General features: G+C 68.8%; 23 protein-coding genes and 1 tRNA gene. 21 read left to right on the forward strand and 3 right to left on the reverse strand.

The window, feature by feature from the left end:
* The first annotated feature begins 4 nt into the window (after nucleotides 1-4).
* Genes trxB through IPG05_07790 form a run of 4 tightly spaced genes read left to right on the forward strand, consistent with a single transcriptional unit; the run spans nucleotide 5 to nucleotide 4,290 of the window.
* On the forward strand, nucleotides 5-985 hold the full coding sequence (gene trxB / locus IPG05_07775) for a thioredoxin-disulfide reductase (protein MBK6494987.1): 981 nt from the start codon (nucleotides 5-7) through the stop codon (nucleotides 983-985).
* Nucleotides 985-1,647 carry an MBL fold metallo-hydrolase gene (locus IPG05_07780; protein MBK6494988.1) on the forward strand — a complete coding sequence of 221 codons (663 nt, stop codon included), beginning with the start codon at nucleotides 985-987 and terminating at the stop codon, nucleotides 1,645-1,647. Before trxB ends, IPG05_07780 begins: the two co-directional genes overlap by 1 nt.
* 49 nt (nucleotides 1,648-1,696) lie before the next feature.
* Nucleotides 1,697-3,118 carry an aspartate ammonia-lyase gene (locus tag IPG05_07785; protein ID MBK6494989.1) on the forward strand — a complete coding sequence of 474 codons (1,422 nt, stop codon included), beginning with the start codon at nucleotides 1,697-1,699 and terminating at the stop codon, nucleotides 3,116-3,118.
* Entirely contained in the window at nucleotides 3,115-4,290 is a 1,176-nt protein-coding gene (locus IPG05_07790) for an MFS transporter (protein MBK6494990.1), read from the forward strand. The genes IPG05_07785 and IPG05_07790 overlap by 4 nt, the downstream gene beginning before the upstream one ends.
* 56 nt (nucleotides 4,291-4,346) lie before the next feature.
* Here the strand turns inward: IPG05_07790 and IPG05_07795 are convergent, their stop codons facing one another.
* Nucleotides 4,347-4,898 (reverse strand): LuxR family transcriptional regulator, encoded by a 552-nt coding sequence (locus IPG05_07795; protein MBK6494991.1) that lies wholly within the window; start codon nucleotides 4,896-4,898, stop codon nucleotides 4,347-4,349.
* A 153-nt stretch (nucleotides 4,899-5,051) separates the two neighbouring features.
* On the opposite strand from IPG05_07795, the gene IPG05_07800 reads away from it, so the two are divergent.
* From IPG05_07800 to moeB, 3 genes are all read left to right on the forward strand, one after another.
* On the forward strand, nucleotides 5,052-5,567 hold the full coding sequence (locus IPG05_07800) for a hypothetical protein (protein MBK6494992.1): 516 nt from the start codon (nucleotides 5,052-5,054) through the stop codon (nucleotides 5,565-5,567).
* A gap of 157 nt (nucleotides 5,568-5,724) precedes the next feature.
* Nucleotides 5,725-6,180: an Rrf2 family transcriptional regulator gene (locus IPG05_07805; GenBank protein ID MBK6494993.1), complete on the forward strand. Its 456-nt coding sequence runs from the start codon at nucleotides 5,725-5,727 to the stop codon at nucleotides 6,178-6,180.
* A 3-nt stretch (nucleotides 6,181-6,183) separates the two neighbouring features.
* A complete protein-coding gene (moeB, locus tag IPG05_07810) occupies nucleotides 6,184-7,353 on the forward strand; it encodes a molybdopterin-synthase adenylyltransferase MoeB (protein ID MBK6494994.1) in 1,170 nt (389 codons plus the stop codon).
* A gap of 23 nt (nucleotides 7,354-7,376) precedes the next feature.
* Here moeB and IPG05_07815 read toward each other — a convergent pair.
* A tRNA-Leu gene (locus tag IPG05_07815) sits at nucleotides 7,377-7,460 on the reverse strand.
* A 72-nt stretch (nucleotides 7,461-7,532) separates the two neighbouring features.
* Between IPG05_07815 and smpB the strand changes: the two genes are divergently transcribed.
* The 10 genes from smpB to rplQ all read left to right on the forward strand — a co-directional run bounded on the left by smpB (nucleotide 7,533) and on the right by rplQ (nucleotide 15,193).
* On the forward strand, nucleotides 7,533-8,027 hold the full coding sequence (smpB, locus tag IPG05_07820; protein ID MBK6494995.1) for an SsrA-binding protein SmpB: 495 nt from the start codon (nucleotides 7,533-7,535) through the stop codon (nucleotides 8,025-8,027).
* Entirely contained in the window at nucleotides 8,024-9,244 is a 1,221-nt protein-coding gene (locus IPG05_07825) for an N-acetylmuramoyl-L-alanine amidase (protein MBK6494996.1), read from the forward strand. Before smpB ends, IPG05_07825 begins: the two co-directional genes overlap by 4 nt.
* On the forward strand, nucleotides 9,244-10,593 hold the full coding sequence (locus IPG05_07830) for a hypothetical protein (GenBank protein MBK6494997.1): 1,350 nt from the start codon (nucleotides 9,244-9,246) through the stop codon (nucleotides 10,591-10,593). Before IPG05_07825 ends, IPG05_07830 begins: the two co-directional genes overlap by 1 nt.
* A 606-nt stretch (nucleotides 10,594-11,199) precedes the next feature.
* The gene (gene pyrF / locus IPG05_07835; protein ID MBK6494998.1) at nucleotides 11,200-12,126 is read left to right on the forward strand and encodes an orotidine-5'-phosphate decarboxylase; all 927 of its coding nucleotides are present in this window, start codon (nucleotides 11,200-11,202) and stop codon (nucleotides 12,124-12,126) included.
* Between the two features lie 83 nt (nucleotides 12,127-12,209).
* The gene (gene rpmJ / locus IPG05_07840) at nucleotides 12,210-12,326 is read left to right on the forward strand and encodes a 50S ribosomal protein L36 (protein MBK6494999.1); all 117 of its coding nucleotides are present in this window, start codon (nucleotides 12,210-12,212) and stop codon (nucleotides 12,324-12,326) included.
* A 1-nt stretch (nucleotide 12,327) separates the two neighbouring features.
* A complete protein-coding gene (rpsM, locus tag IPG05_07845) occupies nucleotides 12,328-12,708 on the forward strand; it encodes a 30S ribosomal protein S13 (GenBank protein MBK6495000.1) in 381 nt (126 codons plus the stop codon).
* Nucleotides 12,709-13,110, forward strand: a complete 402-nt coding sequence (gene rpsK, locus IPG05_07850) for a 30S ribosomal protein S11 (protein MBK6495001.1) — start codon at nucleotides 12,709-12,711, stop codon at nucleotides 13,108-13,110.
* 3 nt (nucleotides 13,111-13,113) lie between these two features.
* Nucleotides 13,114-13,749: a 30S ribosomal protein S4 gene (gene rpsD / locus IPG05_07855; GenBank protein ID MBK6495002.1), complete on the forward strand. Its 636-nt coding sequence runs from the start codon at nucleotides 13,114-13,116 to the stop codon at nucleotides 13,747-13,749.
* A gap of 19 nt (nucleotides 13,750-13,768) precedes the next feature.
* Nucleotides 13,769-14,833, forward strand: a complete 1,065-nt coding sequence (locus IPG05_07860) for a DNA-directed RNA polymerase subunit alpha (protein MBK6495003.1) — start codon at nucleotides 13,769-13,771, stop codon at nucleotides 14,831-14,833.
* A gap of 3 nt (nucleotides 14,834-14,836) precedes the next feature.
* A complete protein-coding gene (gene rplQ, locus IPG05_07865; GenBank protein ID MBK6495004.1) occupies nucleotides 14,837-15,193 on the forward strand; it encodes a 50S ribosomal protein L17 in 357 nt (118 codons plus the stop codon).
* Between the two features lie 140 nt (nucleotides 15,194-15,333).
* On the opposite strand, the gene IPG05_07870 is transcribed toward rplQ, so the two are convergent.
* Nucleotides 15,334-15,543: a 50S ribosomal protein L28 gene (locus tag IPG05_07870; GenBank protein ID MBK6495005.1), complete on the reverse strand. Its 210-nt coding sequence runs from the start codon at nucleotides 15,541-15,543 to the stop codon at nucleotides 15,334-15,336.
* 95 nt (nucleotides 15,544-15,638) lie between these two features.
* Between IPG05_07870 and gmd the strand changes: the two genes are divergently transcribed.
* The 4 genes from gmd to murB are packed head-to-tail and all read left to right on the forward strand — an operon-like array spanning nucleotide 15,639 to nucleotide 21,745.
* On the forward strand, nucleotides 15,639-16,601 hold the full coding sequence (gene gmd, locus IPG05_07875; protein MBK6495006.1) for a GDP-mannose 4,6-dehydratase: 963 nt from the start codon (nucleotides 15,639-15,641) through the stop codon (nucleotides 16,599-16,601).
* Nucleotides 16,598-17,539 carry a GDP-mannose 4,6-dehydratase gene (locus IPG05_07880; GenBank protein MBK6495007.1) on the forward strand — a complete coding sequence of 314 codons (942 nt, stop codon included), beginning with the start codon at nucleotides 16,598-16,600 and terminating at the stop codon, nucleotides 17,537-17,539. The genes gmd and IPG05_07880 overlap by 4 nt, the downstream gene beginning before the upstream one ends.
* Nucleotides 17,523-20,789 (forward strand): carbamoyl-phosphate synthase large subunit, encoded by a 3,267-nt coding sequence (gene carB, locus IPG05_07885; GenBank protein ID MBK6495008.1) that lies wholly within the window; start codon nucleotides 17,523-17,525, stop codon nucleotides 20,787-20,789. Before IPG05_07880 ends, carB begins: the two co-directional genes overlap by 17 nt.
* A complete protein-coding gene (gene murB / locus IPG05_07890) occupies nucleotides 20,786-21,745 on the forward strand; it encodes a UDP-N-acetylmuramate dehydrogenase (protein MBK6495009.1) in 960 nt (319 codons plus the stop codon). The genes carB and murB overlap by 4 nt, the downstream gene beginning before the upstream one ends.
* The last annotated feature ends 101 nt before the right edge of the window (nucleotides 21,746-21,846 follow it).

The following is a 21,846-nucleotide window of genomic DNA, read 5'->3' on the forward strand; positions in this document are numbered from 1 at the left end:
CCGCATGCGCACCGAAACTCTTGCCATCATCGGCTCAGGCCCTGCCGCCTGGACCGCCGCCATCTACGCGGCCCGCGCCAATCTTGACCCCGTGGTCTATGAGGGCGAGCCGTCGCGCGAGATGATCCCGGGTGGCCAGCTGATGTGGACCACGGACATCGACAACTTCCCCGGCTTCCACGAGGGCGTCGATGGCCAGGGATTGATGGAGCGGATGAAGGCGCAGGCGGTGCGCTTCGGCACGCGGGTCGTGAGCGAGAACATCGCGTCGGTCGATTTTTCCCAGCGCCCGTTCACGCTGCGGCCCAGCTGGAGCGAGCCGGTGCAGGCCCAGGCGGTGATCGTGGCCACGGGCGCCCGCGCCATCTGGCTCGACGTGCCCAACGAGTCGCGCCTGGCACAGAGCGGTGGCGGCGTCTCGGCGTGTGCCGTGTGCGACGGTGCCTTGCCGTTCTTCCGGAACAAGGTGCTCGCCGTCGTCGGCGGTGGCGACTCCGCGATGGAAGAGGCGACCTACCTCACCAAGTTCGCGCAGCAGGTGGTGATCATTCACCGGCGCGATTCCTTCCGGGCCTCGAAGGTGATGGCGGAGCGCGCGCTCAACCATCCGAAGATTCGCGTGGAGTGGAATTCGGAAGTCACCGCGGTCCTCGGTGATGACGAGATTACCGGCATCATCGTGCGAGATACCATCTCGGGTGAGGAGCGGACCCTGGAGGTCGGCGGCCTCTTCGTCGCGATTGGCCACACGCCCAACACCGCCTTCCTCGACGGGCAGATCGCGACGACCCCGAAGGGATACATCCAGACGCCGGTCTCGTGGCGCACCGAGACCAACGTCGAGGGCGTCTTCGCAGCCGGCGATGTGATCGACGAGTACTACCGTCAGGCGATCACCTCGGCGGGCAGCGGCTGCATGGCGGCGCTCGAGGCGGAACGGTGGTTGGCGCACCATGGGCTCGAGCCCGTCGCCACGCCAGCGTGATGGCCACCGCCGGGCTCGGCACGGCGTTGATCACCACCGGCGGCTTCGTGCAGAACTGCTGGTTGGTCTGGGACGAGTCGAGTCGCGAGGCGGTGGTCGTCGATCCGGGGGAGGGCAGTGACGAGATTCTCGCGGCGATCGCCGAGCGGAGTCTCGTCGTGCGAGGGATCTGGCTGACGCACGCGCACATCGATCACATCCTCGGCGTGACGGCGCTCCGCGAGGCCACTGGGGCGCCGGTCTGGTTGCATCCCGCCGACCGCCGCTGGTACGACGCGCTCCCCGAGCAGGGCCGCTTCTTCGGCATCTCCGGGCTCGAGCCGCTGGCGCCTCCAGAACATGAGCTGGCCGAGGGCGACGAAGTCGCCGTTGGGGAGTATCGCTTCGTCGTGCGCCACGTCCCCGGCCACGCGCCGGGGCATGTCGCCTTCCTCGGCCATGGGGTCGCCATCGCAGGCGATGTCCTCTTCGTCGACTCGATCGGCCGAACCGACCTGGCGGGTGGTGACCTCCCGACCCTGGTCCGGAGCATCGCCGAGGTCCTGCTGCCGCTTCCGGATGAGACCCGAGTCCTTCCCGGACACGGTCCCGAAACGACGATTGGCCGCGAGCGACGGCTGAATCCCTTCCTCGCCGTTCACCTTCCGTCGCTCTGCCCTTAAGCTTCCCCCGGCCTCCGGGCCGGAACCTTTACCAGGACGCGACGCCCTCATGTCATTCCGCACCGAAAAGGACCCCCTCGGCGAAAAGCAGGTCCCCGCCGACGCCCTCTACGGGATCCAGACCCTTCGTGCCGTCGAGAACTACCCCATCTCCGGACTGCGCCCCCTCGCCGGCTTCGTCGAAGCGGTGGTGATGATCAAGCGCTCCGCCGCCGTCGTCCACAAGCACACCGGCCGCCTCGAAGCGGCGTATGCGGACGCGATCATCCAGGCCGCCGATGAAGTCCTTGCCGGCCAGCATCGCGACCAGTTCGTCGTCGATCCGTATCAGGCCGGCGCCGGCACCTCGCACAACATGAACTGCAACGAAGTGCTCGCGAATCGCGCCAACGAGATCCTCGGCGCGGCCCGCGGCGCCTACGCGCCGGTGCACCCGAACGACCACGTCAACATGGCGCAGTCGACCAATGACGTCATTCCGACGGCGATGCGCCTCGGGACGCTCCGCGCGTTGCCGAAGCTGCTGGCGTCGCTCGATCAGTTGGCCGAGGCCTTCCTCGCGAAGGGGAAGCAGTTCGACCATGTCATGAAGTCGGGGCGGACGCACCTGCAGGATGCCACGCCGATTCGCCTGGGCCAGGAGTTCACGGCGTACGGGCACACCGTCGCACGGCATCGCGCCAAGCTGGCGCAGGCGGCGGATTGGCTTCGCCCGATGAACATCGGCGGCAGCGCCGTCGGAACCGGCATCAACGTCGAAGTCGTCTATCCCGGGCTGATGGTCACGGAGATGAGCCGACTCTCCGGCGTCGCGCTCGAGGTCTCGTCCGATCGAATCCAGTTGATGCAGTCGATGGGTGACATCGCCACGTTCAGCGGCGCGATGCGCGCCTTCGTGCTCGACCTCTGCAAGATCGCCGATGACATCCGCCTGCTCGCCTCGGGTCCGCGCACGGGGCTCGCCGAGATCATCCTGCCGGCGGTGCAGCCGGGATCGTCGATCATGCCGGGGAAGATCAACCCGTCGATCGCCGAGATGGTCAATCAGGTCTGCTACCAGCTGCTCGGCTTTGACACCACGGTGGCGATGGCGGCGAAGGCGGGCGAACTCGAGCTCAACGTGATGATGCCGGTCATCACGCACAATGTGCTCTTCGGCATGGAGATCCTCAGCAACACCGCCACGGTCTTCGCCGAGAAGTGCATCAGCGGCATCGAGGCCGACGAGGCGATGTGCGCGCACTGGCTGGAGCGGTCGCCGGCGCTGGTGACGGCGCTGATGCCGAAGATCGGCTACGCCGAGTCGGCGAAGCTCTCGAAGGAGGCGCTCGCGACCGGCAAGACGGTGAAGCAGCTGGTCACCGACAAGAAGGTCCTCGAGGGGAAGGAGCTGGACGAGGTGCTCGACCTCCGCGCGATGACCGAGCTCGGCGTGCCGGGCGGCGGCAAGGGCGTGCCGGTCAGCGGGTGACCGACACCGACACCGCCCGATGGCGGCGGCTGGCGCTGCTCGCCTTCGCCGTCGTCGGGGGGATGTCCACCTGGTTTGCGGGGAGCGTCGCCGCTCCCCTCCGTGCAGCCGACCTCGCCCTCACCTCGGGCGAGGTCGGCTGGTTGGTATCCGGCGTGCAACTCGGCTTCGTGCTGGGCACGCTGCTGATCGCGGTGCTCAACATCGCGGACGTGGTGCCGGGGCGCCGACTCTTCGCGGTGTCTGCGATGGGGGCCGCGATGGCGAACGCGGCGTTGCTGGTCGCGCCCACGCTTCCATGGCTCGTCGCGTCGCGGCTCGCCACCGGATTCTGTCTGGCCGGCGTGTACCCGCCCGCGATGAAGATGGCGGCCACCTGGTTCCGTCACTCGCGCGGGCTCGCGATCGGCACCGTGGTGGGTGCGCTCACCATCGGCAAGGCGCTGCCCTACCTGCTGCAGGGGAATGGCGCCGTCGCCATCGAGCTGGTGGTCCTGGTCCCGTCGCTCGCCGCCCTCGCCGCCGCCGTGCTCATTGGCACCACTTGGCACGACGGACCGCACGCCTTCCCGGCCAGGCCCTTCCACTGGGGGCTGATCGGCGAGGTGGTGCGCGACGGACCACTGCGTCGCGTCACCGGCGGCTACCTCGGTCACATGTGGGAGGTCTACGCCTTCTGGGCGTGGGTGCCTGGCTTCCTGACGGCGGCGGCGGCCGCGCGTGGCGAGGTGGCGACCGCGCACGGGACGGCGGCCTTCACGATCGTCGCGATCGGCGCCATCGGCTGCGTGGGCGGCGGGTTGCTGGCCGACCGCATCGGGCGGCGCCAGGTCGTGCGCGGGGCGATGCTGCTCAGTGGCACCCTCGCCGCGCTCTCCCCGCTGCTCTTCGGCGCACCGGCCTGGCTGTTGATGGCGGCGCTGCTGGTGTGGGGCATCGCCGTGATCGCCGACTCGGCGCAGTTCTCAGCGCTCGCCACCGAACTCGCTCCGCCACACGCCGTCGGCACCGCCCTCGCGCTGCAAACGTCGCTTGGCTTCCTGCTCACCATCGCGAGCATCCAACTCGTGCCGATGCTCGCCGATGCGCTCGGATGGCGCTGGGCGCTGGCGGTGCTGGCGGTGGGGCCGTTGGTTGGGGTGGGGGTGTTGCGGAAGGGAAGTGATCAGTGACGAGTGACCAGTGACCAGGTCACCACAGGTCACAGGTCACAGGTTACAGGTTACGGTCACTCGTTACGCTCGCCTCCCAGCCCATTCAGAAAGAATCCCGCCAGTTCCGCGCGCCCGCTTTGCCCGGACTTGTCATAGACCGAGACCGCATGCTGTCGGACGGTTCGTTCGGCGCGGCCGGTGCGGGCGGCGATCTCCTTGTGGCCCAGCCCCTGAAGGAGGAGGAGGGCGACTTCGTGCTCGGCGGGGGTCAATTCCCACTTGGTGAGCTGCGCGGTGACCGCGTCGCCGAATGATCGAATGGCACCTTCCGCGCTCGCGCGCCAGGCATCTCGTTCGACCTGCCGCTCCTCGAGGGAGCGACGGGTGTGGCGGAGCTCGGCGGAGACGGCGCGCCACCGGAGCCAGAGGAAGGTGGCGAGCGTGGCGCTGGTCAGGACCAGGGCGACTTCGAGGAGGATATGGGCCGACCACCACGACGTCGGCTCGTCCATGAGGAGATCGACGACGCCCCCGATGCCAACCAAGGCGAGGACGCCGATGACCAGGGCATCCAGGGCGGCAGGGGCGGGCGGGTCGTCGGGGCTGGATGACGGCTGGAGGGGCATCCGGCAAATGTCGGAGTGTCATCCCGCCACCACAAGGCAGGCGGATGCCGGATGGCCGGGCGCGCCAATCCTCGGCACCTTGGTCCCACGCGATCGGCAGGGGGTGCCACCCGGGCGTCTCGCCACCGATCCAGCCAGCCAGGAGAGACCACCATGTTCGCTGACCTGCTTCCCGTCCCCCTCCATCCGGCCATCGTGCACCTGCCGATTGCCTTCGCCGTCCTGTTGCCGCTCTTCGCGATCGGTGGGCTGATCGCGGTTCGTCGGGGGGCGTCACCCCGGGCGGCCTGGGGGATCACCGTCGCCATGGCGGCGGCGCTGGTCGCCACCGGGCTCATTGCCAAGGAAACCGGCGAGGATGGCGAGGACCGGGTCGAGCAGATCGTCCCCAAGGCGGCCTTCGAGGCCCACGAGGAGGCGGCCGATCGCTTCGTCGTGATCGGCGTGGCCGTCTTTGCCCTCAGCCTGCTTGGCCTGCGGCGGGACGCCATCGGGAATGCCGGGCGCATCGTGACCACCCTGGGGACCGTGGCGGTCCTGGCCGCGGGCTACTCGGTCGGGCACGCTGGCGGGCAGCTGGTGTATCAGCATGGAGCCGCCTCGGCCTATGCCCAGACCCCGGGGGGAAGCGCACCGACTGTGGCTGGGGAGGCCGAAGACGGGGAGTGACTTCAGGCGGGCAAGCGATTCCCCCACCACTCCGGTCGGAATCGCTTACCTTCCGGGGGTAGGGAGTTGGGAATGACCCGACTCGATCATTCACCCTTCACCTCCGACCCCCCCTGTCGACTTTACCACGAATTCGGAGCAAAGTGATTTTATGCGCGTGACCACGTGGACTGAATATTCGCTGATCATTTCGCTGCATCTGGCACGGCGTCGCCGTGACGGTGCCCGCGCCATCGCCGCGCGTGAACTTGCGGAACTCGAGAAGCTGCCGCCGGACTATGTCGAACAGATCCTCCTGCGCCTTCGCCGCGGCGCGCTGGTCGAATCGATTCGCGGCGCCAAGGGCGGCTATCTCCTCGCTCGCGACCCCGAAGGGATCACGGTACATGACGTGATGACGGCGTCGGAGCACCAGACGTTCGAAATGAATTGCGCAACGCACCCGGTGAACTCCGAACGCTGTTCCCCGACGACTGCCTGCTCGATCCGTCCCGTCTGGCAGGCGCTGCAGGGTCGCATCGACGAACTGCTGCTGTCGATCACGCTCGCGGATCTGCTGGCCAATGACGAGGCCCAGCTTCCGACGCTGGTCACGCTGCAGCACACGACCTAGCCCGTGCGGCGCGTTGCGCCGCACCCCTCGCCTGTGACCAGACTCTCTTCCGACGAACTCCAGCGCTACGCCCGGCATCTCACCCTCCCAGAAGTGGGGGTGGCCGGGCAGGAGCGCCTGTCGTCCGCGCGCATTCTCCTGATCGGTGCCGGCGGACTCGGCTCGCCGGCGGCGCTCTACCTCGCGGCCGCGGGCATCGGGACCATCGGCATCGTCGATGCCGATGTCGTCGACGCCTCGAACCTCCAGCGTCAGGTGCTGCACGACACGCCATCGATCGGCCACCTCAAGGTCGTGTCGGCGAAGGCGCGCCTCGAGGCGCTGAATCCGTTCGTGCGCGTCGAACCGATCGCCGAACGGCTCACCGCAGCCAACGCCCGCGCGATCATCGCACGGTACGATCTCGTCGTCGACGGCAGCGACAACTTCCCGACCCGCTATCTGGTCAACGATGCCTGCGTGCTCGAAGGGAAGCCGTTTGTCTACGGTTCCATCTTCCGCTTCGAGGGGCAGCTCTCGCTCTTTGGGATGCCCGGTGGCCCCTGTTACCGCTGCCTCTTCGCGGAACCGCCATCGCCCGAGCTGGTGCCGTCGTGTGTCGAAGCGGGCGTGATCGGGGTCCTGCCGGGCCTCATTGGCACCTTGCAGGCACTCGAGGCGATCAAGTGGGTCCTGGGGATCGGCCGCTCCGCCGCGGGCCGCCTGCTGCTCGTCGACGCGCTGGGGCTCACGGTGCGGGAGATCGCCGTGGCGCGCGACCCGGCGTGCGCCGTCTGCGGCGACACCCCGAGCGTGACCGCCCTGGTCGACTACGACGCCTTCTGCGGCTTGACGCCGCTCACGCTGGCCGATGGGGAGGGGGAGGTCACGCCGACCGAGCTGTCGCGCGCCCTCGGGGCGAGCGAGCTCCCGGTCCTCCTCGACGTGCGGGAAGAGTGGGAGGTGGCGATCGCCGTGTTGCCCGGCTCCACCGTCATCCCATTGGGCGAGCTGCCGGCCAGGCTCCGCGAACTCCCCACGACGCGGCCGATCGTGACGGTCTGCCACCATGGCCTCCGCTCGGCCGCCGCCCGCGACCTGTTGCGGCGCGCGGGGTTTCCACATGTGACAAGCCTCGCCGGCGGAGTGGACGCCTGGGCGAGGCTTGTGGACCAGCAAATGGCGCGGTACTAACCGGCAGTGCCGGGTCCTGCGAGTGCCGAAGGGGGGACTCGAACCCCCACGGGCTTGCGCCCACTGCGCCCTGAACGCAGCGCGTCTACCAGTTCCACCACTTCGGCGAGGCGGCAAACCTAGTCCCGTCGCGGCCCGAGCGTCAAGCAGTCGACCCAATCGTCCGTTACTTTCGAAGCATGGCCCCCAAGGACACCGCCCCCGCCGCCGAGCCCAAAGCTCGCCTCTCCGTCGCCCGCAACCCCAAGGCGACGTATGACTATTTCGTCCTGGACACGATGGAAGCGGGCGTGGTGCTGACCGGGACCGAGGTGAAGTCGTTGCGTCGGCGCGGCGCGTCGATCAAGGAGGCCTTCGCGCGCGTCTACAAGGGCGAAGTCTGGCTTGAAGGGATGAACATCACCCCGTACGAACAGGGCAACCGATACAACCACGATCCGGTGAGGTCGCGGAAGCTGCTGCTCCACAAGAAGGAGATCGAGAAGTTGATCGGCTCCGTCGAGCGGCAGGGACTCTCGCTGGTGCCGTTGGAACTCTACTTCCTCGGCGGTCGGGCCAAGATCCAGCTCGCCCTCGCGCGTGGGAAGAAGGCGCATGACAAGCGCGAGACTCTCAAGAAGCAGATTGCCACGCGCGAGATTGCGCGCGCGGCCTCGTGGAAGGGACGCCAGTGAATCGCCCCGCGCTCCTGAGCGGCGCCCTCGCGCTGCTGTTCGTCGGCCCTCCACCGGCCAGGCTGCAGATCAACACGGCGCGTGGCACCGTGAGCGTGCCGTTGACGCAGGTCGCCGGTGAGGGGCCGTTGGTGCCGCTCGCCGCGCTCGCGTCGGCCCTGGCAGGCACCGTCGAAGGGCGCGATTGGGTCACCCTCACGGCGGGGCGCGCGAGCTACCGCTTCTTGGTGGGGACGACCGTCGTGCAAGATGGGACCGCGCTGCGCAACCTTCCCGCAGCATCGCGCCGGCGGAACGACACCATCTTCGTGCCGCTGGCCTTTGTCGCCGATGTGCTGGCCGACCCCGCGCGGCGCGCGTGGACCTACTCGCCGCTCACGACCACCTTGGCGGAGCTCCCGGCCGGCACGCCGATCGTGACCCGCCCCGCCCGCACCACGACCGGTGCCGAAGAGCGTGCTCGCCTCCCCGACGGATTGCGTCCCGGTCATCACGTCACCGTCGACGCGGGCCACGGCGGCACCGACGCCGGCAACCCGGGGTTGCAGTTCCCGCGCGGGATCCACGAAAAGGATGTCACGCTCGCCGTGTCGCTCAAGCTGCGCGCCGAGCTCGAGCGGCGCGGCGTGCGCGTGACGATGACGCGCACCACCGACACGCTGATCAACCTCAACCATCGCGCACCGCGCTACTGTGGCGGCAGCTGCGACCTGTTCGTGTCGGTGCACGTGAACTCGCTCGACAAGCGCCCGGGGTATGACCGCGTCCGCGGCTTCGAGACCTACTTCCTTGCCGACGCGAAGACCGCCGACGCGGCGCGCGTGGCGCGGATGGAAAACGAAGCGATCCGCTTCGACCTTCCCGATACCGATGCCCCCGCGCTCGGCAAGCTCGACTTCATCCTCAAGGACCTGCAGACCAACGAGTTCCTGCGCGAGTCGGCACGCGCATCGGAGCTGGTGCAGTCGCACATTCGCGAGGTGCACACCGGCCCCGATCGCGGCGTGAAGCAGGCCGGCTTCGCGGTGCTCGCCTCGGCGCGACGCCCCGCGATCCTGATCGAGCTCGGCTACAGCACCAACCCGGAGGATGGTCGGTTGATGTCCTCGCCGAACGGGCAGGCGGCGCTGGCCGACCGGATCGCCGACGCGATCGTGGCGTACCTCCGCGAGTACGATCGTCGCACCGGTGACGCGCAGCGGGGGATGGAAAAGTGATGCGCCGCCTCCTGGTCGGCGTAGTGCTGCTCAGTGGGTGCACCTGGTCGAACTCGCTCTACCAGGCGCGTCGCCTTGCGGCCGAAGGCGAGGCCGCCGCGCGCAGCGGGCAGCCGTTCGAGGCACAGCGCGCATGGGATCTGGCGGGCGTGAAGGCCGACTCGGCATTCGCGCGGGCGCGCGGCGTCGGGCGTGGCGCAGCCGAGGCGCTCTGGGTGCGCGGCCGCTCCGAGGCGCGGCGGCCCGATTGCCCGGCGGCGATCGCGACGCTCGATCAGGCGCTGATCGCGTACCCGGATGCCCCGTGGCGTGAGGGGCTGCTGCTGGAGCTCGGTCGCTGCCGAGCGGCGATGGGTGACCCGACGGCGGCGGCGCACTTCGCGGCGCTGCTCGAGAGCCGTGACCCCGCCCGACGTCGCGAGGCGCACCTCCGTGCCGGCCACCTCGCCGTGCAGGAGCAGCGGTGGGACGACGCACTCACCCTGCTGGCGAGCGAGGACACGGCATCGGCCCTGGTGGATCGGGCCGTCGCACTGAGCGCCCTGGGCCGGACGGACGAGGCCCTGCAGGTCGTCGCGCCGCTCCTCCTCGCGGCCGACAGCACCGTCGCCTGGGAACCGCTGGTCCGGTACTTCGCCGCGCGCAACACGGCCGATGCCGACCGCTTCCTCGATCGACTCGCGGCGCAACCCACCGCCAATGACGCGCGCCGCAGCGCCTGGCTCTTCGCCGCGATCGATGCGGGGTTGCCCGCCGACCCGGTCGCCGCCGAGCGGCGCTTCCAGTCGCTGGTGCAGTTGCCCGCGTCGCGCAGTGTCAACGAGGGTCGGCTCCGGATCGCCGAGTATCGCGTCGGCCAGGCCACCTCGATGGGCGGACTGCGCTCGGCGCTCGACGCCTTGGGCAATCTCGGCACCGGTGGTGGGCTCGCCGCCGCACGCATTGCGGAGCTGCAGCGTATCGGGGGGCAGATGGTCGCGGAGCACGACTCGCTGGTGGTGGGGAAGGGCACTGGCGACCTCACGCTCTTCGCGCTGGCGGAGGTCGCCCGCGATTCGTTGCGCGCACCGGCGCTGGCGTCGTTCCTCTGGTGGCAGCTCGAGCAGGGGTGGCCGGCGTCGCCCTTCGTGCCGAAGGCACTGATGGCGCGGATGGCGATCGTGCCCGACTCGGCCGAGAGCCTGCGCGTCCGGCTGGTCGCGATGACGACGAGTCCCTACCTGGCCTTTGCGCGCGGTGAGAACGACCCGCGCTTCGTGCAACTCGAAGACTCGCTCGGCGGCTTCATCACCGCGCGGGCACGACGACTCACCGCTGCTGCGGCCGCCGCCCAGGTGGACAAGGAGTGAGCGGACTCGCGCGCGAGGTGGCGGGCATCCGCTTCGCCAATCCTGTGCTGCTGGCCTCCGGGACCGCGGGATACGGCCGCGAGTTGTTGGGCGTTGCCGACCTGTCGTGCCTTGGCGGGCTGGTCACCAAGGCGGTGTCGCTCGCGCCGCGGGCGGGCAATGCCGCGCCACGCGTCGCCGAGTTCCACGGGGGGATGCTCAACTCGATCGGGCTCGCCAATCCCGGCGCCGATCAGGTTGCGCGCGACGAGCTGCCGTGGCTCCTCGCCAACGTGCGCGGGCCGCAGGTGCTGGTGAACGTCGTCGGCTTCACGATCGAGGAATACGCCGAGGTGATCGCACGGCTTGAGTCGGTGAGTGGGCACGCCGGGTATGAACTCAACCTCTCCTGTCCCAACACCTCGGCAGGTGGCGTCGAGTTCGGTGCCGATCCCGACTCGGTGCGTGCGGTGGTCTCCCGCTGCCGCGCGGCGACGACGCGTCCGCTCTTCGCGAAGCTCTCACCGGCGTTGCCCGACATCCCCGCGATTGCGGCGGTGGCGCACGACGCGGGTGCGGATGGCCTCACGTTGGTGAACACGATGCCGGGCTACCTGTTCGATGGCGATGCGCCGCGACTGGGCAACGGCTTCGGTGGCGTCAGCGGCCCCGCGCTGTTGCCGACCGGTGTGCTGGCGGTCAAGCGCACCGCCGCCCGACTTCCCGGGGTGCCGATCATCGGCGTCGGTGGCATTCGATCGGCCGCCGACGTGCGGGACTACTTGCGGGCCGGGGCGACGCTGGTCGCCATCGGCACGGCCGGGCTTGCCGACCCTCGGTGCCCGGAACGGATCGTCAGAGCATTGGAGCAGCACGGTGGCTGAGCTCTTTGTGGCGTTGGATCTTCCGGACGCTCCCACGGCGGTGGCGCTCCTCGATCTCCTGCCGGATCGCTGTCCGGTCAAGGTGGGGTCGGTGCTGATGACGCGGGCGGGGAGCGGCTTCGTGCGCTCGCTGGTGGCGAACGGTCATCCCGTCTTCCTCGACCTCAAGTGGCACGACATCCCCAACACGGTGCGCGGCGCCGTCGAGGCCGCCCTGGACCTCGGCGTCTCGATGGTCACCGTGCATGCGCTCGGCGGGCCGGCGATGATCGAGGCGGCCGCCAAGGCCGCTGGCGACCGGCTCAGGGTCGTCGCGGTGACGGTCCTGACCTCGCACACCCCGGCGGAGTTCGCGGCCGTGACGGGGCGCTCGGGGGTTGTCGCGGGCGATGAGGCGGCCCGGCTGGCCACCATGGCGATGGCGGCCGGGGCGGATGGCGTGGTCTGCTCGGCCGAGGAGCTGGCGGCCGTGGTGCCGGCGGTGCGGGGTGGCCGGGTGGTGGTCCCGGGGATCCGCCGGGCCGAGGACGCCGTGGGCGACCAGGCCCGGGTGGCGACCCCTGAGGCCGCGCTGGCCGGGGGGGCGACCGACCTGGTGGTGGGGCGCCCGATCACCTCGGCGGCGGACCCGGCGGCCGCGTATCTTGCCTTTCGACAAGTGTTTGCGTGAAAATGGTGCACGGGGTTGCGTGTCGCTGACCCCGCCGGTATCTTGTCGTGCTGTCCCGCAACCCTAGGGTCCGGAGTTCAATCGTGAAGGTTCGTTCGAGCGTGAAGCCGATTTGCGAGAGCTGTCGGGTGGTGAAGCGTCGGGGCGTGACGCGCATCATCTGCAAGCGCACCCCCAAGCACAAGCAGCGGCAGGGATAACATGGCGCGTATTGCTGGTGTAGACCTTCCGCGCGAGAAGCGCGTCGAAATCGGTCTGACGTACATCTTCGGGATCGGCAAGGTGACGAGCAAGAAGCTCCTCGCCGAGACCGGGATCTCGCCTGACACCCGTGTGCGTGACCTGACGGAGGTCGAAGTCGGCCGTCTCCGGCAGATCATCGAACGGACCGTGAAGACCGAGGGCGCGCTGCGCACCGAGGTCGCGATGAACATCAAGCGGCTGATGGACATCGGCAGTTACCGGGGCATCCGCCACCGGCGGGGGCTGCCGGTTCGCGGTCAGCGCACCCATACCAACGCCCGGACGAAGAAGGGCCCGCGTCGGGCCATCGCCGGCAAGAAGAAGGCGACGAAGAAGTAAATGACCGCACCCACTACTGCACCTCGGTCGGGCGCCAAGCGCTCGAAGAAGATTGTCGAGTCGGAGGGGATGGTGCACATCTCCGCGACCTTCAACAACGTGTTGATCACCATCACGGACCTGCGCGGCAACACGATCGCGTGGGGCACCGCCGGCAAGGCGGGGTTCAAGGGCTCGAAGAAGTCCACCCCGTTCGCCGCCACGGTGGCCTCCGAGAACTGCGCCCGCGAGGCGCTGAATCTCGGGCTCCGCAAGGTGCACGTCCGCGTCCAGGGTCCCGGGAGCGGTCGCGAGTCGGCCATTCAGGCCCTCGCGTCGGTCGGTCTCAAGGTGGCGTCGATCCGCGACGTGACCCCGATTCCTCACAATGGGTGCCGTCCCCCCAAGAAGCGGCGGGTCTGAGCCATGGCACGATATACTGGACCGGCCTGCCGTCTGTGCCGTCGCGAAGGGACCAAGCTGTTCCTCAAGGGGACCCGCTGCCTCACCGAGAAGTGCGCCGTCGAGCGCCGGGCGTATCCGCCGGGCCAGCATGGCCAGAACGCCGGGCGTGGCCGCAAGACGTCCGAGTACGCCAAGCAGCTGCGTGAGAAGCAGAAGGTGAAGCGGATGTATGGGCTCACGGAGACCCAGTTCCGCACCATCTACACGCGCGCCTCGCACCTGCCGGGCGTCAAGGGCACCAACCTGCTGGTGGCGCTCGAGACTCGCCTGGACAACATCGTGTACCGGATGGGCTTCGCCTCGTCCCGTCGCGCGGCGCGTCAGCTCGTCCGGCACGGCCATGTGGAAGTGAACGGGCGCAAGCTCGACATCCCGAGCTACAAGGTGCTGCCCGGCCAGGAAGTCCGTGTCGCGCCGGCCGATCGCGAGCTGCTCGCGGTCAAGGTGGCCCAGGATGCCGCGTCGCGTGGCGCCATGGTTTCCTGGCTCTCGGTGGATGCCGAGAAGGCCGCCGGCCGACTCCTCGAACTGCCCACCCGCGACGCCATTCCGGTGAACGCGACGGAGCAGTTGATCGTCGAGCTCTACTCGAAGTAAGAAGGGGAACACGCGGCCGATGAGCATTGACCTGACTGGTTTGGTCCGCCCGCACGTCGTCGAGATGACGAAGCGCGAGGACAACCCGAACGTGGCGGAGTTCCGCCTCCAGCCGCTCGAGCGCGGCTTCGGGCACACGATCGGCAACTCGCTGCGGCGGCTCCTGCTGTCGTCGCTGCGGGGCAGCGCGGTCTGGGGCTTCCGCCTCGACGGCGTCGTGCACGAGCATCAGACGGTGCAGGGTGTCCTGGAAGACGTGCACCAGATCGTGCAGCGCCTCAAGGCGCTCACCCTGGTCCTCGATCCGTCCGTCGACGAGTCGATCCTGCGCATCGTCGCGCAGGGCCCCGGCCCGGTCTACGCCCGCGACATTCAGTCGACCGGCCACGCGACGATTCACCACCCGGACCAGCTGCTCTTCACGGTGCAGGAGGATCGCGAGATCTCCTGCGAGCTCTACGTGAACAAGGGCCGCGGCTACGTCGAGTCCGAGATGCACCCGAGCGATCGGTCGTTCCCGGTCGACCTCGTCCGCATCGACGCGATCTACAACCCGGTCCGTCGTGCCAACTTCACCGTCGCGGAAACCCGCGTCGGGCAGCGCACCGACTACGACCGCTTGACCCTCTCGGTCGAGACCAACGGCACCATCTCCCCGGAAGACGCGCTGGCCTACGCCGCCGCCCTCGCCCAGGAGCATTTCCGCTACTTCGTCGAGTTCGGCAAGGTCCCGGTGCACGTGGCGCCGGCCTCCGACACCCCGGCCCCGGCCAGCTCGCCGGCGCCGACCGGTCTGGCCGCCTCGCTGGCGCGCTCGATCGATGACCTCGGCCTCTCGGTCCGGTCGCTCAACTCGCTCAAGAATTCCTCGATCCGCACCCTCAAGGAGCTGGTCGAGCAGACGCCGAAGACCCTGGACGATGTGAAGAACATCGGCGACAAGGCGATCCACGAGATCGCCGAGATGTTGCAGAAGGAAGGGCTCAAGTTCGGCATGAAGTTCGACGAGGTCGACGGCGACCTCCGGATCACCGATCACGGTTCGCTCCCGGCCATTCCGGCCGCCAGCGGCGAGGAAGCGTAAGCAATGCGGCACAACACGAAGGGACGGGCGCTGTCGCGGTCGTCCAGCCACAAGCGGGCGATGATGCGCAACATGGCGGCCTCCCTCTTCGAACACGAGGGCATCACCACGACCGTTGCCAAGGCGAAGGAGATCCGGCCGTACGCCGAGAAGCTCATCACCCTGGCGCGCCGTGGCGACCTCCACGCCATCCGGCAGGTCGAGCAGAAGATCCCGAACAAGACGCTGCTCACCAAGCTGTTCAAGGAAATCGGTCCGCGCTTCGCGGCGCGTCCGGGCGGTTACACCCGCATCCTCAAGCTCGGGCATCGCCCCGGCGACGGCGCCGAGATGGCGCGGATCGAGCTCGTCGGCGAGTGATGGCTCCGTGCCCTGCTCCGACGGTTGGACGAAAGGGGACCCTCGGGTCCCCTTTTTTTCCGTCCGCGGCCGTCCAGGCAAGCCAAACGGGTGGCACCCGTGAAGGGCGCCACCCGTTGATCACTCCGGGAGCAGAACGGTCAGGCCGCGACAGCGACCTTGGTGGCCTTGGCCACCTTCCCGCTCTTCATGCACTTGGTGCAGACCTTCACCCGGCGGGGCGAGCCGTCCACCAGGACGCGGACCGTCTGGAGGTTCGGGTACCAGCGGCGCTTCCGCCGGTTGTTCGCATGGCTGACATGGTTGCCGGTAGTCGGCCCCTTGTCGCAGATGGTGCAGACGCGCGCCATGATATCCTCGTTTGCGGCGGTCCAGAAAGACGGAACTCCAATAGCCCCCAAATCTATGGGATGGGGGCCGGTCTGACAACTCCCCGGAGCATACAATGCCAAAGGCCCTGATTACGGGCATCACCGGCCAGGATGGGTCCTACCTCGCCGAGTTCCTCTTGGCCAAAGGATATGAGGTGTATGGCGTGGTCCGGCGGACCTCCCATCACTCGTACGAGCGGATCGACCACCTGATCCCCCGGGTGCAGATCGTGGCGGCCGACCTGCTCGACCAGCACTCGCTGACGATGGTCATGCAGGAGGTCCAGCCGGACGAGGTCTACAACCTCGCGGCACAGTCCTTCGTGCCGACGTCGTTCACGCAGCCGGTGTTGACCGGCGAGTTCACCGCGCTCGGCGTCACCCGCATCCTCGAGGCGGTGCGCCTCGCCGCGCCGAAGGCGCGCTTCTACCAGGCGTCGTCGTCGGAGATGTTCGGCAAGGTGCAGGAGACGCCGCAGCACGAGGGGACGCCCTTCTATCCGCGCTCGCCCTACGGTGTCGCGAAGCTCTACGGCCACTGGATCACGGTGAACTACCGCGAGTCGTACGGCCTGTACGCGGTCAGCGGGATTCTCTTCAACCACGAATCGCCGCGGCGGGGCATCGAGTTCGTCACGCGCAAGGTGACGGACGGCGTCGCGCGCATCGCGCTCGGCCTCGCGACGGAACTCAAGATGGGGAACCTCGAGGCGCGTCGCGATTGGGGCTACGCCGGCGACTACGTCGATGCGATGTGGCGCATGCTGCAGCAGGATCAGCCCGCGGACTTCGTCATTGGCACCGGCCAGACGCATTCGGTGGAAGACCTCGTGCGCGTGGCCTTCGAGCGCGTCGGTCTCGATTGGCGAAAGTACGTGACCATCGATCCGCGCTTCTATCGCCCGGCGGAAGTGGATCTCCTCCTGGCCGATCCGCGCAGGGCGAAGGAGGAGCTCGGCTGGTCGCCCACCGTCTCCTTCGAGGGACTGGTGCACATGATGGTTGACGCCGACCTCGCGCGGTTGCGCCCGGCGTGAGTCGGCTGCTGGTGACCGGCGCCGACGGCTTCGTCGGCCGATGGCTGGTGCGGGCGGCGCGTGCCGCCGGGCATCACGTCATCGCCGCCGTGGCGCCCGACGGGGTCGCACCCGCCACGTGGCTCACCAGCGAGGAGCTGGCGGGCTGTGAGACGGTTCGCGCCGACCTGCGCGAGCCGGCGGGCATCGCGGCCCTCGTGGCCACGGCCCCGAGTGCGGTGATTCACCTTGCCGCGATGGCATCGGGGGCAGCGGCACGCCTCGATCCCGCCGCCGCGTGGGCGCTGAATGCCGGCGCGACTGCGGCGCTCGCCGACGGGCTCGTGCAGGTGGGGCGGCCGACCTTTCTGCTGGTCTCGACGGGCGAGGTGTACGGTCGCGACCACAGCGGGCCGATTCCCGAGACCGCGTCGCTGGCCCCATGCTCGCCCTATGCCGCGAGCAAGGTCGGCGCCGAGGTGGCAGTGCTCGAAGTGCGCCGCCGCACCGGTCTCCCGGTCGTGATTGCGCGTCCATTCCCGCACACCGGTCCGGGGCAGGCGCCGATCTACGTGCTGCCGGCCCTCGCCGCGCGGCTCCGCGAGGCCGCGCGCACCGGCGCCACCGAGATCGCCGTGGGCAATCTGGCCCCCGTGCGCGACCTCCTCGATGTGCGTGACGTCGTCACGGCCTATCTTGCGCTGTTGACGAAGGGTGTCCCCGGTGAGGCCTACAACGTGGCCAGCGGAACCGGCCACCGACTGACCGAGTGTTTCGAGATGCTCGCCCGACTCGCCGGGACCACGGCGCGTCCGGTGCAGGATGCCGCGCTGTTGCGCGCGGCCGATTTGCCGACCTTGATCGGGGACCCGACCCGGCTGCGCACCACGACCGGCTGGGCTCCCCAGATTTCCCTTGACCGCACCTTGCAGGACCTCGTACATGCCCAAGCGGACTGATATCTCCTCGATTCTCCTCCTTGGCTCCGGCCCGATCGTCATCGGGCAGGGCGCCGAGTTCGACTACTCCGGCACCCAGGCGGTGCGCGCGCTGAAGGAAGAGGGCTACCGGGTCATCCTGGTGAACTCGAATCCGGCGACCATCATGACGGACCCGGAACTCGCCGACGCGACCTACATCGAGCCGGTGACCCCCGAGTGGGTAGCGAAGGTGATCGAGCGCGAACGCCCCGATGCGCTGCTGCCGACGATGGGCGGGCAGACCGCACTCAACGTCGCGATGGCGCTGGTGAAGGACGGCACCCTCGAGAAGTACGGCGTCGAGTTGATCGGCGCCAACGAGCGCGCCATCCGCGTGGCCGAGGACCGCTCGGAGTTCGCCGACGCCATGGTGCGGATCGGCCTCGCCACGCCGCGCGGCAGCGTCGTGCGCACGCTGGAGGAAGGCCTCGCCGCGGTCGAGCAGACCGGCTACCCGGCCATCCTGCGGCCCTCGTTCACGCTCGGCGGCACCGGCGGCGGCATCGCGTACAATCGCGACGAGTTCGTCACCATGCTCGCGCGTGGTCTGGAACTCTCGCCGGTCACTTCGGTGCTGGTCGAGCGCAGCATCATCGGCTGGAAGGAGTACGAGCTCGAGGTGATGCGCGACGGCGCCGACAACGTGGTGATCGTCTGCTCGATCGAGAATCTCGATCCGATGGGCGTCCACACGGGCGACTCGATCACCTGCGCGCCGGCGATGACGCTGACGGACCGCGAGTATCAGGCGATGCGCGATGCCTCGATCAAGATCATCCGCGAGGTCGGCGTCGCCGCCGGCGGCTGCAACATCCAGTTCGCGGTGAACCCCGCCGACGGTGAGCAGCTGGTGATCGAGATGAATCCGCGCGTCTCGCGCTCCTCGGCGCTCGCCTCCAAGGCGACCGGCTTCCCGATCGCCCGCATCGGCGCCAAGGTCGCCGTCGGGTACACGCTCGACGAGTTGCCGAACGACATCACCAAGGTCACGCCGGCCTCGTTCGAGCCGGTGCTCGACTACGTCGTCGTCAAGATCCCGCGCTTCGCCTTCGAGAAGTTCCCGGCCGCCGAGCCGACCCTCACCACGCAGATGAAGTCGGTCGGCGAGGCGATGGCGATCGGTCGCACCTTCAAGGAAGCGCTGCAGAAGGGATTCCGTGGCCTCGAGACGGGGCGCGCCGGCTGGGTCATCGGCGCCGGTCCGGTCGACGACCGCCTCGACGCGATCGATCGCGAGACGCTGCTCGCCGCGATCCGCCGGCCGACGCCCGAGCGCCTCTTCCAGGTGAAGCGCGCGCTGATCGCGAAGGTCTCGGTCGAGGATCTCCATGAGGCCTCGGGGATCGACCCGTGGTTCCTGCATCAGCTCGCCGAGCTGGTTGCGATGGAAGACGAGTGGATCGCGCATCCGTACGGCGCCAACGACGAAGCCGACCGCGCCATCATCCTCCGGATGAAGCGGTCCGGCTTCTCCGACTGGCAGCTCGCCGACCTCAAGTCGCTGGTCGAAGCCGACATCCGCACCACGCGGCATCGCCTCGGCCTCCGTCCGGTCTACAAGACGGTGGACACCTGCGCCGGCGAATTCCCGTCGAGCACGCCGTATCTCTACTCCTGCTGGGACGAGGAGAACGAGGGCGGGCCGCGCCCGGAGGAAACCCGGAAGACGGTGATCATCCTCGGTTCGGGGCCGAATCGCATCGGCCAGGGCGTCGAGTTCGACTACTGCTGCGTCCGGGCGACGCTGGCCTTCCGCGAGCTCGGCTATCGCACGGTGATGGTGAACTCGAATCCTGAGACCGTCTCCACCGACTTCGACATCTCCGACGCCCTCTACTTCGAGCCGCTGACGCTCGAGGATGTGCTGGAGATCGTCCACCTCGAGAAGCCGCTCGGCGTGGTCGTGCAGCTCGGCGGCCAGACGCCGCTCAAGCTCGCCAAGGGGCTCGAGGCGGCGGGCGTGCCGATCCTCGGCACCTCCCCCGACGCGATCGATGCCGCCGAGGACCGCCAGCGCTTCGAGGCGCTGGTGAACTCGCTCGGCGTCCGCCAGCCGCCTGCCGGCACGGCCCGCACGATCGAGACCGCGCTCGAAGTCGCCGAGCGGATCGGCTATCCCGTTCTGGTGCGGCCGAGCTACGTGCTCGGTGGCCGCGCGATGCGGATCATCTACGACGCGCCGGAACTCCGCGGCTTCTTCGACGAGGCGGCGGCGGTCGCCCCCGGCCACCCGGTGCTGATCGACTCCTTCCTCGAGGACGCCTTCGAGGCCGACGTCGACGCCATCTGTGACGGCGAGTCGGTGATCATCGGCGGCGTGATGCAGCACATCGAGGAAGCGGGGATTCACTCGGGCGACTCGGCCTGCGTGATGCCGCCGTACCTGATCACCGAGGACCAGGTCGAACAGATGCGCGCCCACACCCGGGCGTTCGCGCTCGCGCTCGGCGTCGTCGGGCTGATCAACGTGCAGTACGCCGTGAAGAACGGCGTGGTCTACGTGATCGAGGTCAATCCGCGCGCCTCGCGCACCATTCCGTTCGTCTCGAAGACCACCGGTGTCCCGCTGGCGTCGCTTGCGGCGGCGGTGATGATCGGAAAGAAGCTGGTCGACCTCGGCCTCCGCGACGATCCGCTGCAGCCGTACGTCGCCGTGAAGGAAGCGGTGTTCCCGTTCACCAAGTTCGCCGGCGTCGATGTCCGCCTCGGCCCCGAGATGAAGTCGACCGGCGAGGTCATGGGCATCGCCGACTCGTTCGGGATGGCGTTCGCCAAGGCGCAGGCATCTGCCGACGGCGCGCTCCCGCTCAGCGGCACCGTCTTCGTGACGGTGAACGACCACGACAAGGGGTCGGTCGTGCCGATCGCCCGGCGCTTCCACGAGCTCGGCTTCCGCATCCTCGCGACGACCGGCACGGCGACGTATCTCCGGGCGCGCGGCATCCCGGCGGAACGCGTGCTCAAGGTCTACGAGGGGCGGCCGAACGCCATCGACTTGATGGTCTCGGGTGAGATCCAGCTGCTGGTCAACACGCCGCTTGGCAAGCTGACGCAGATGGACGACCACTCGATGCGGCGCGCGGCACTGCAGCAGCACGTGCCGTACACCACGACGCTCTCGGCCGCCTCGGCGGCAGTCGACGCGATCATCGCGATGAAGAGCCGTCCGCTCGAGGTGCGCTCGCTGCAGGAGTGGCATCAGTTGGCTCGCGAGGCGACACCGGCGTGACCACCGCGCGCGACCCAGGCTTCGCCGCCGCGTTGCGCGCACGCGTCCAGGGTGACCTGCGCGAGGGCGAGCCGCTCTCGCGCTGGTCCACCTATCGTATCGGTGGCCCGGCCACCGTGCTCATGCCGGCCAATGCGGAAGACGTTGCGATCGCCGTGCGGATGGCGGCTGAGGCAGGCGTGCCCTGGTTCGCCCTCGGACTCGGCTCCAACCTCCTCTTTCCCGACGCCGGCCTCGATGCGCTGGTGATTCGCATGGGGAAGGGGCTCGATGCGCTCCGTCAGGAGGGCGATCGCTGGACCCTGGGAGCCGGGCTGCCGGCGCCACTCGCCGCCAAGCGGACCGCAGCGGCGGGGTGGGCCGGCATCCACAAGATGGTGGGCGTGCCAGGGAGTGTCGGCGGGGGGATCGTGATGAACGCCGGCTGCCACGGGGCCGAGTGGCGCGACACCGTGGTCTCGGTCCTGGTCATGGACGCCGATGGGCAGGACCGCGTTGTCTCGGCGGCGGAGGCCGGCTTCTCCTATCGGCGCAGCCAGCTTGGACACGTCGTCGTGCTCGAGACGACGTGCGCGCTTGTTGCCGCGGACCCGACCCACCTCGAGGCCGAGACGGAAGAGCTGTACAAGTGGCGCCGCGACGGCACCCCGTTCAACCAGCCCTGCTGCGGCTCGGTCTTCCAGAATCCGGTACTGCCAGCCGTGTGGGCCGAGGGCAACCCGCGCACCAGCGGGCAGTGCATCGACGCGACGGGCCTCAAGGGACTCCGCGTCGGCGGCGTCGAGGTCTCGCCGATGCACGCCAACTACTTCGTCAATACCGGTGAAGGCACCGCCGCCGACGTGATCGCATTGATGGGTGAGGTGCGGGCGCGGGTGCAGGCTCGGTGGGGAGTGGAGTTGGTGCCGGAGGTGAAGCTGATTGGGGTCGATGGGAGTGTTGTGGGGCTGTCGTAGGTCGTAGGTCGTAAGTCGTAGGTCGTAGGTCCTCCAAGGCTGTCATCCCGAGCGCAGCGAGGGACCTGCGTTCCGGCGGGTACGCAGATCCCTCACGTTGC

Source organism: Gemmatimonadota bacterium (assembly GCA_016704275.1).
GTDB lineage: Bacteria > Gemmatimonadota > Gemmatimonadetes > Gemmatimonadales > GWC2-71-9 > Palsa-1233.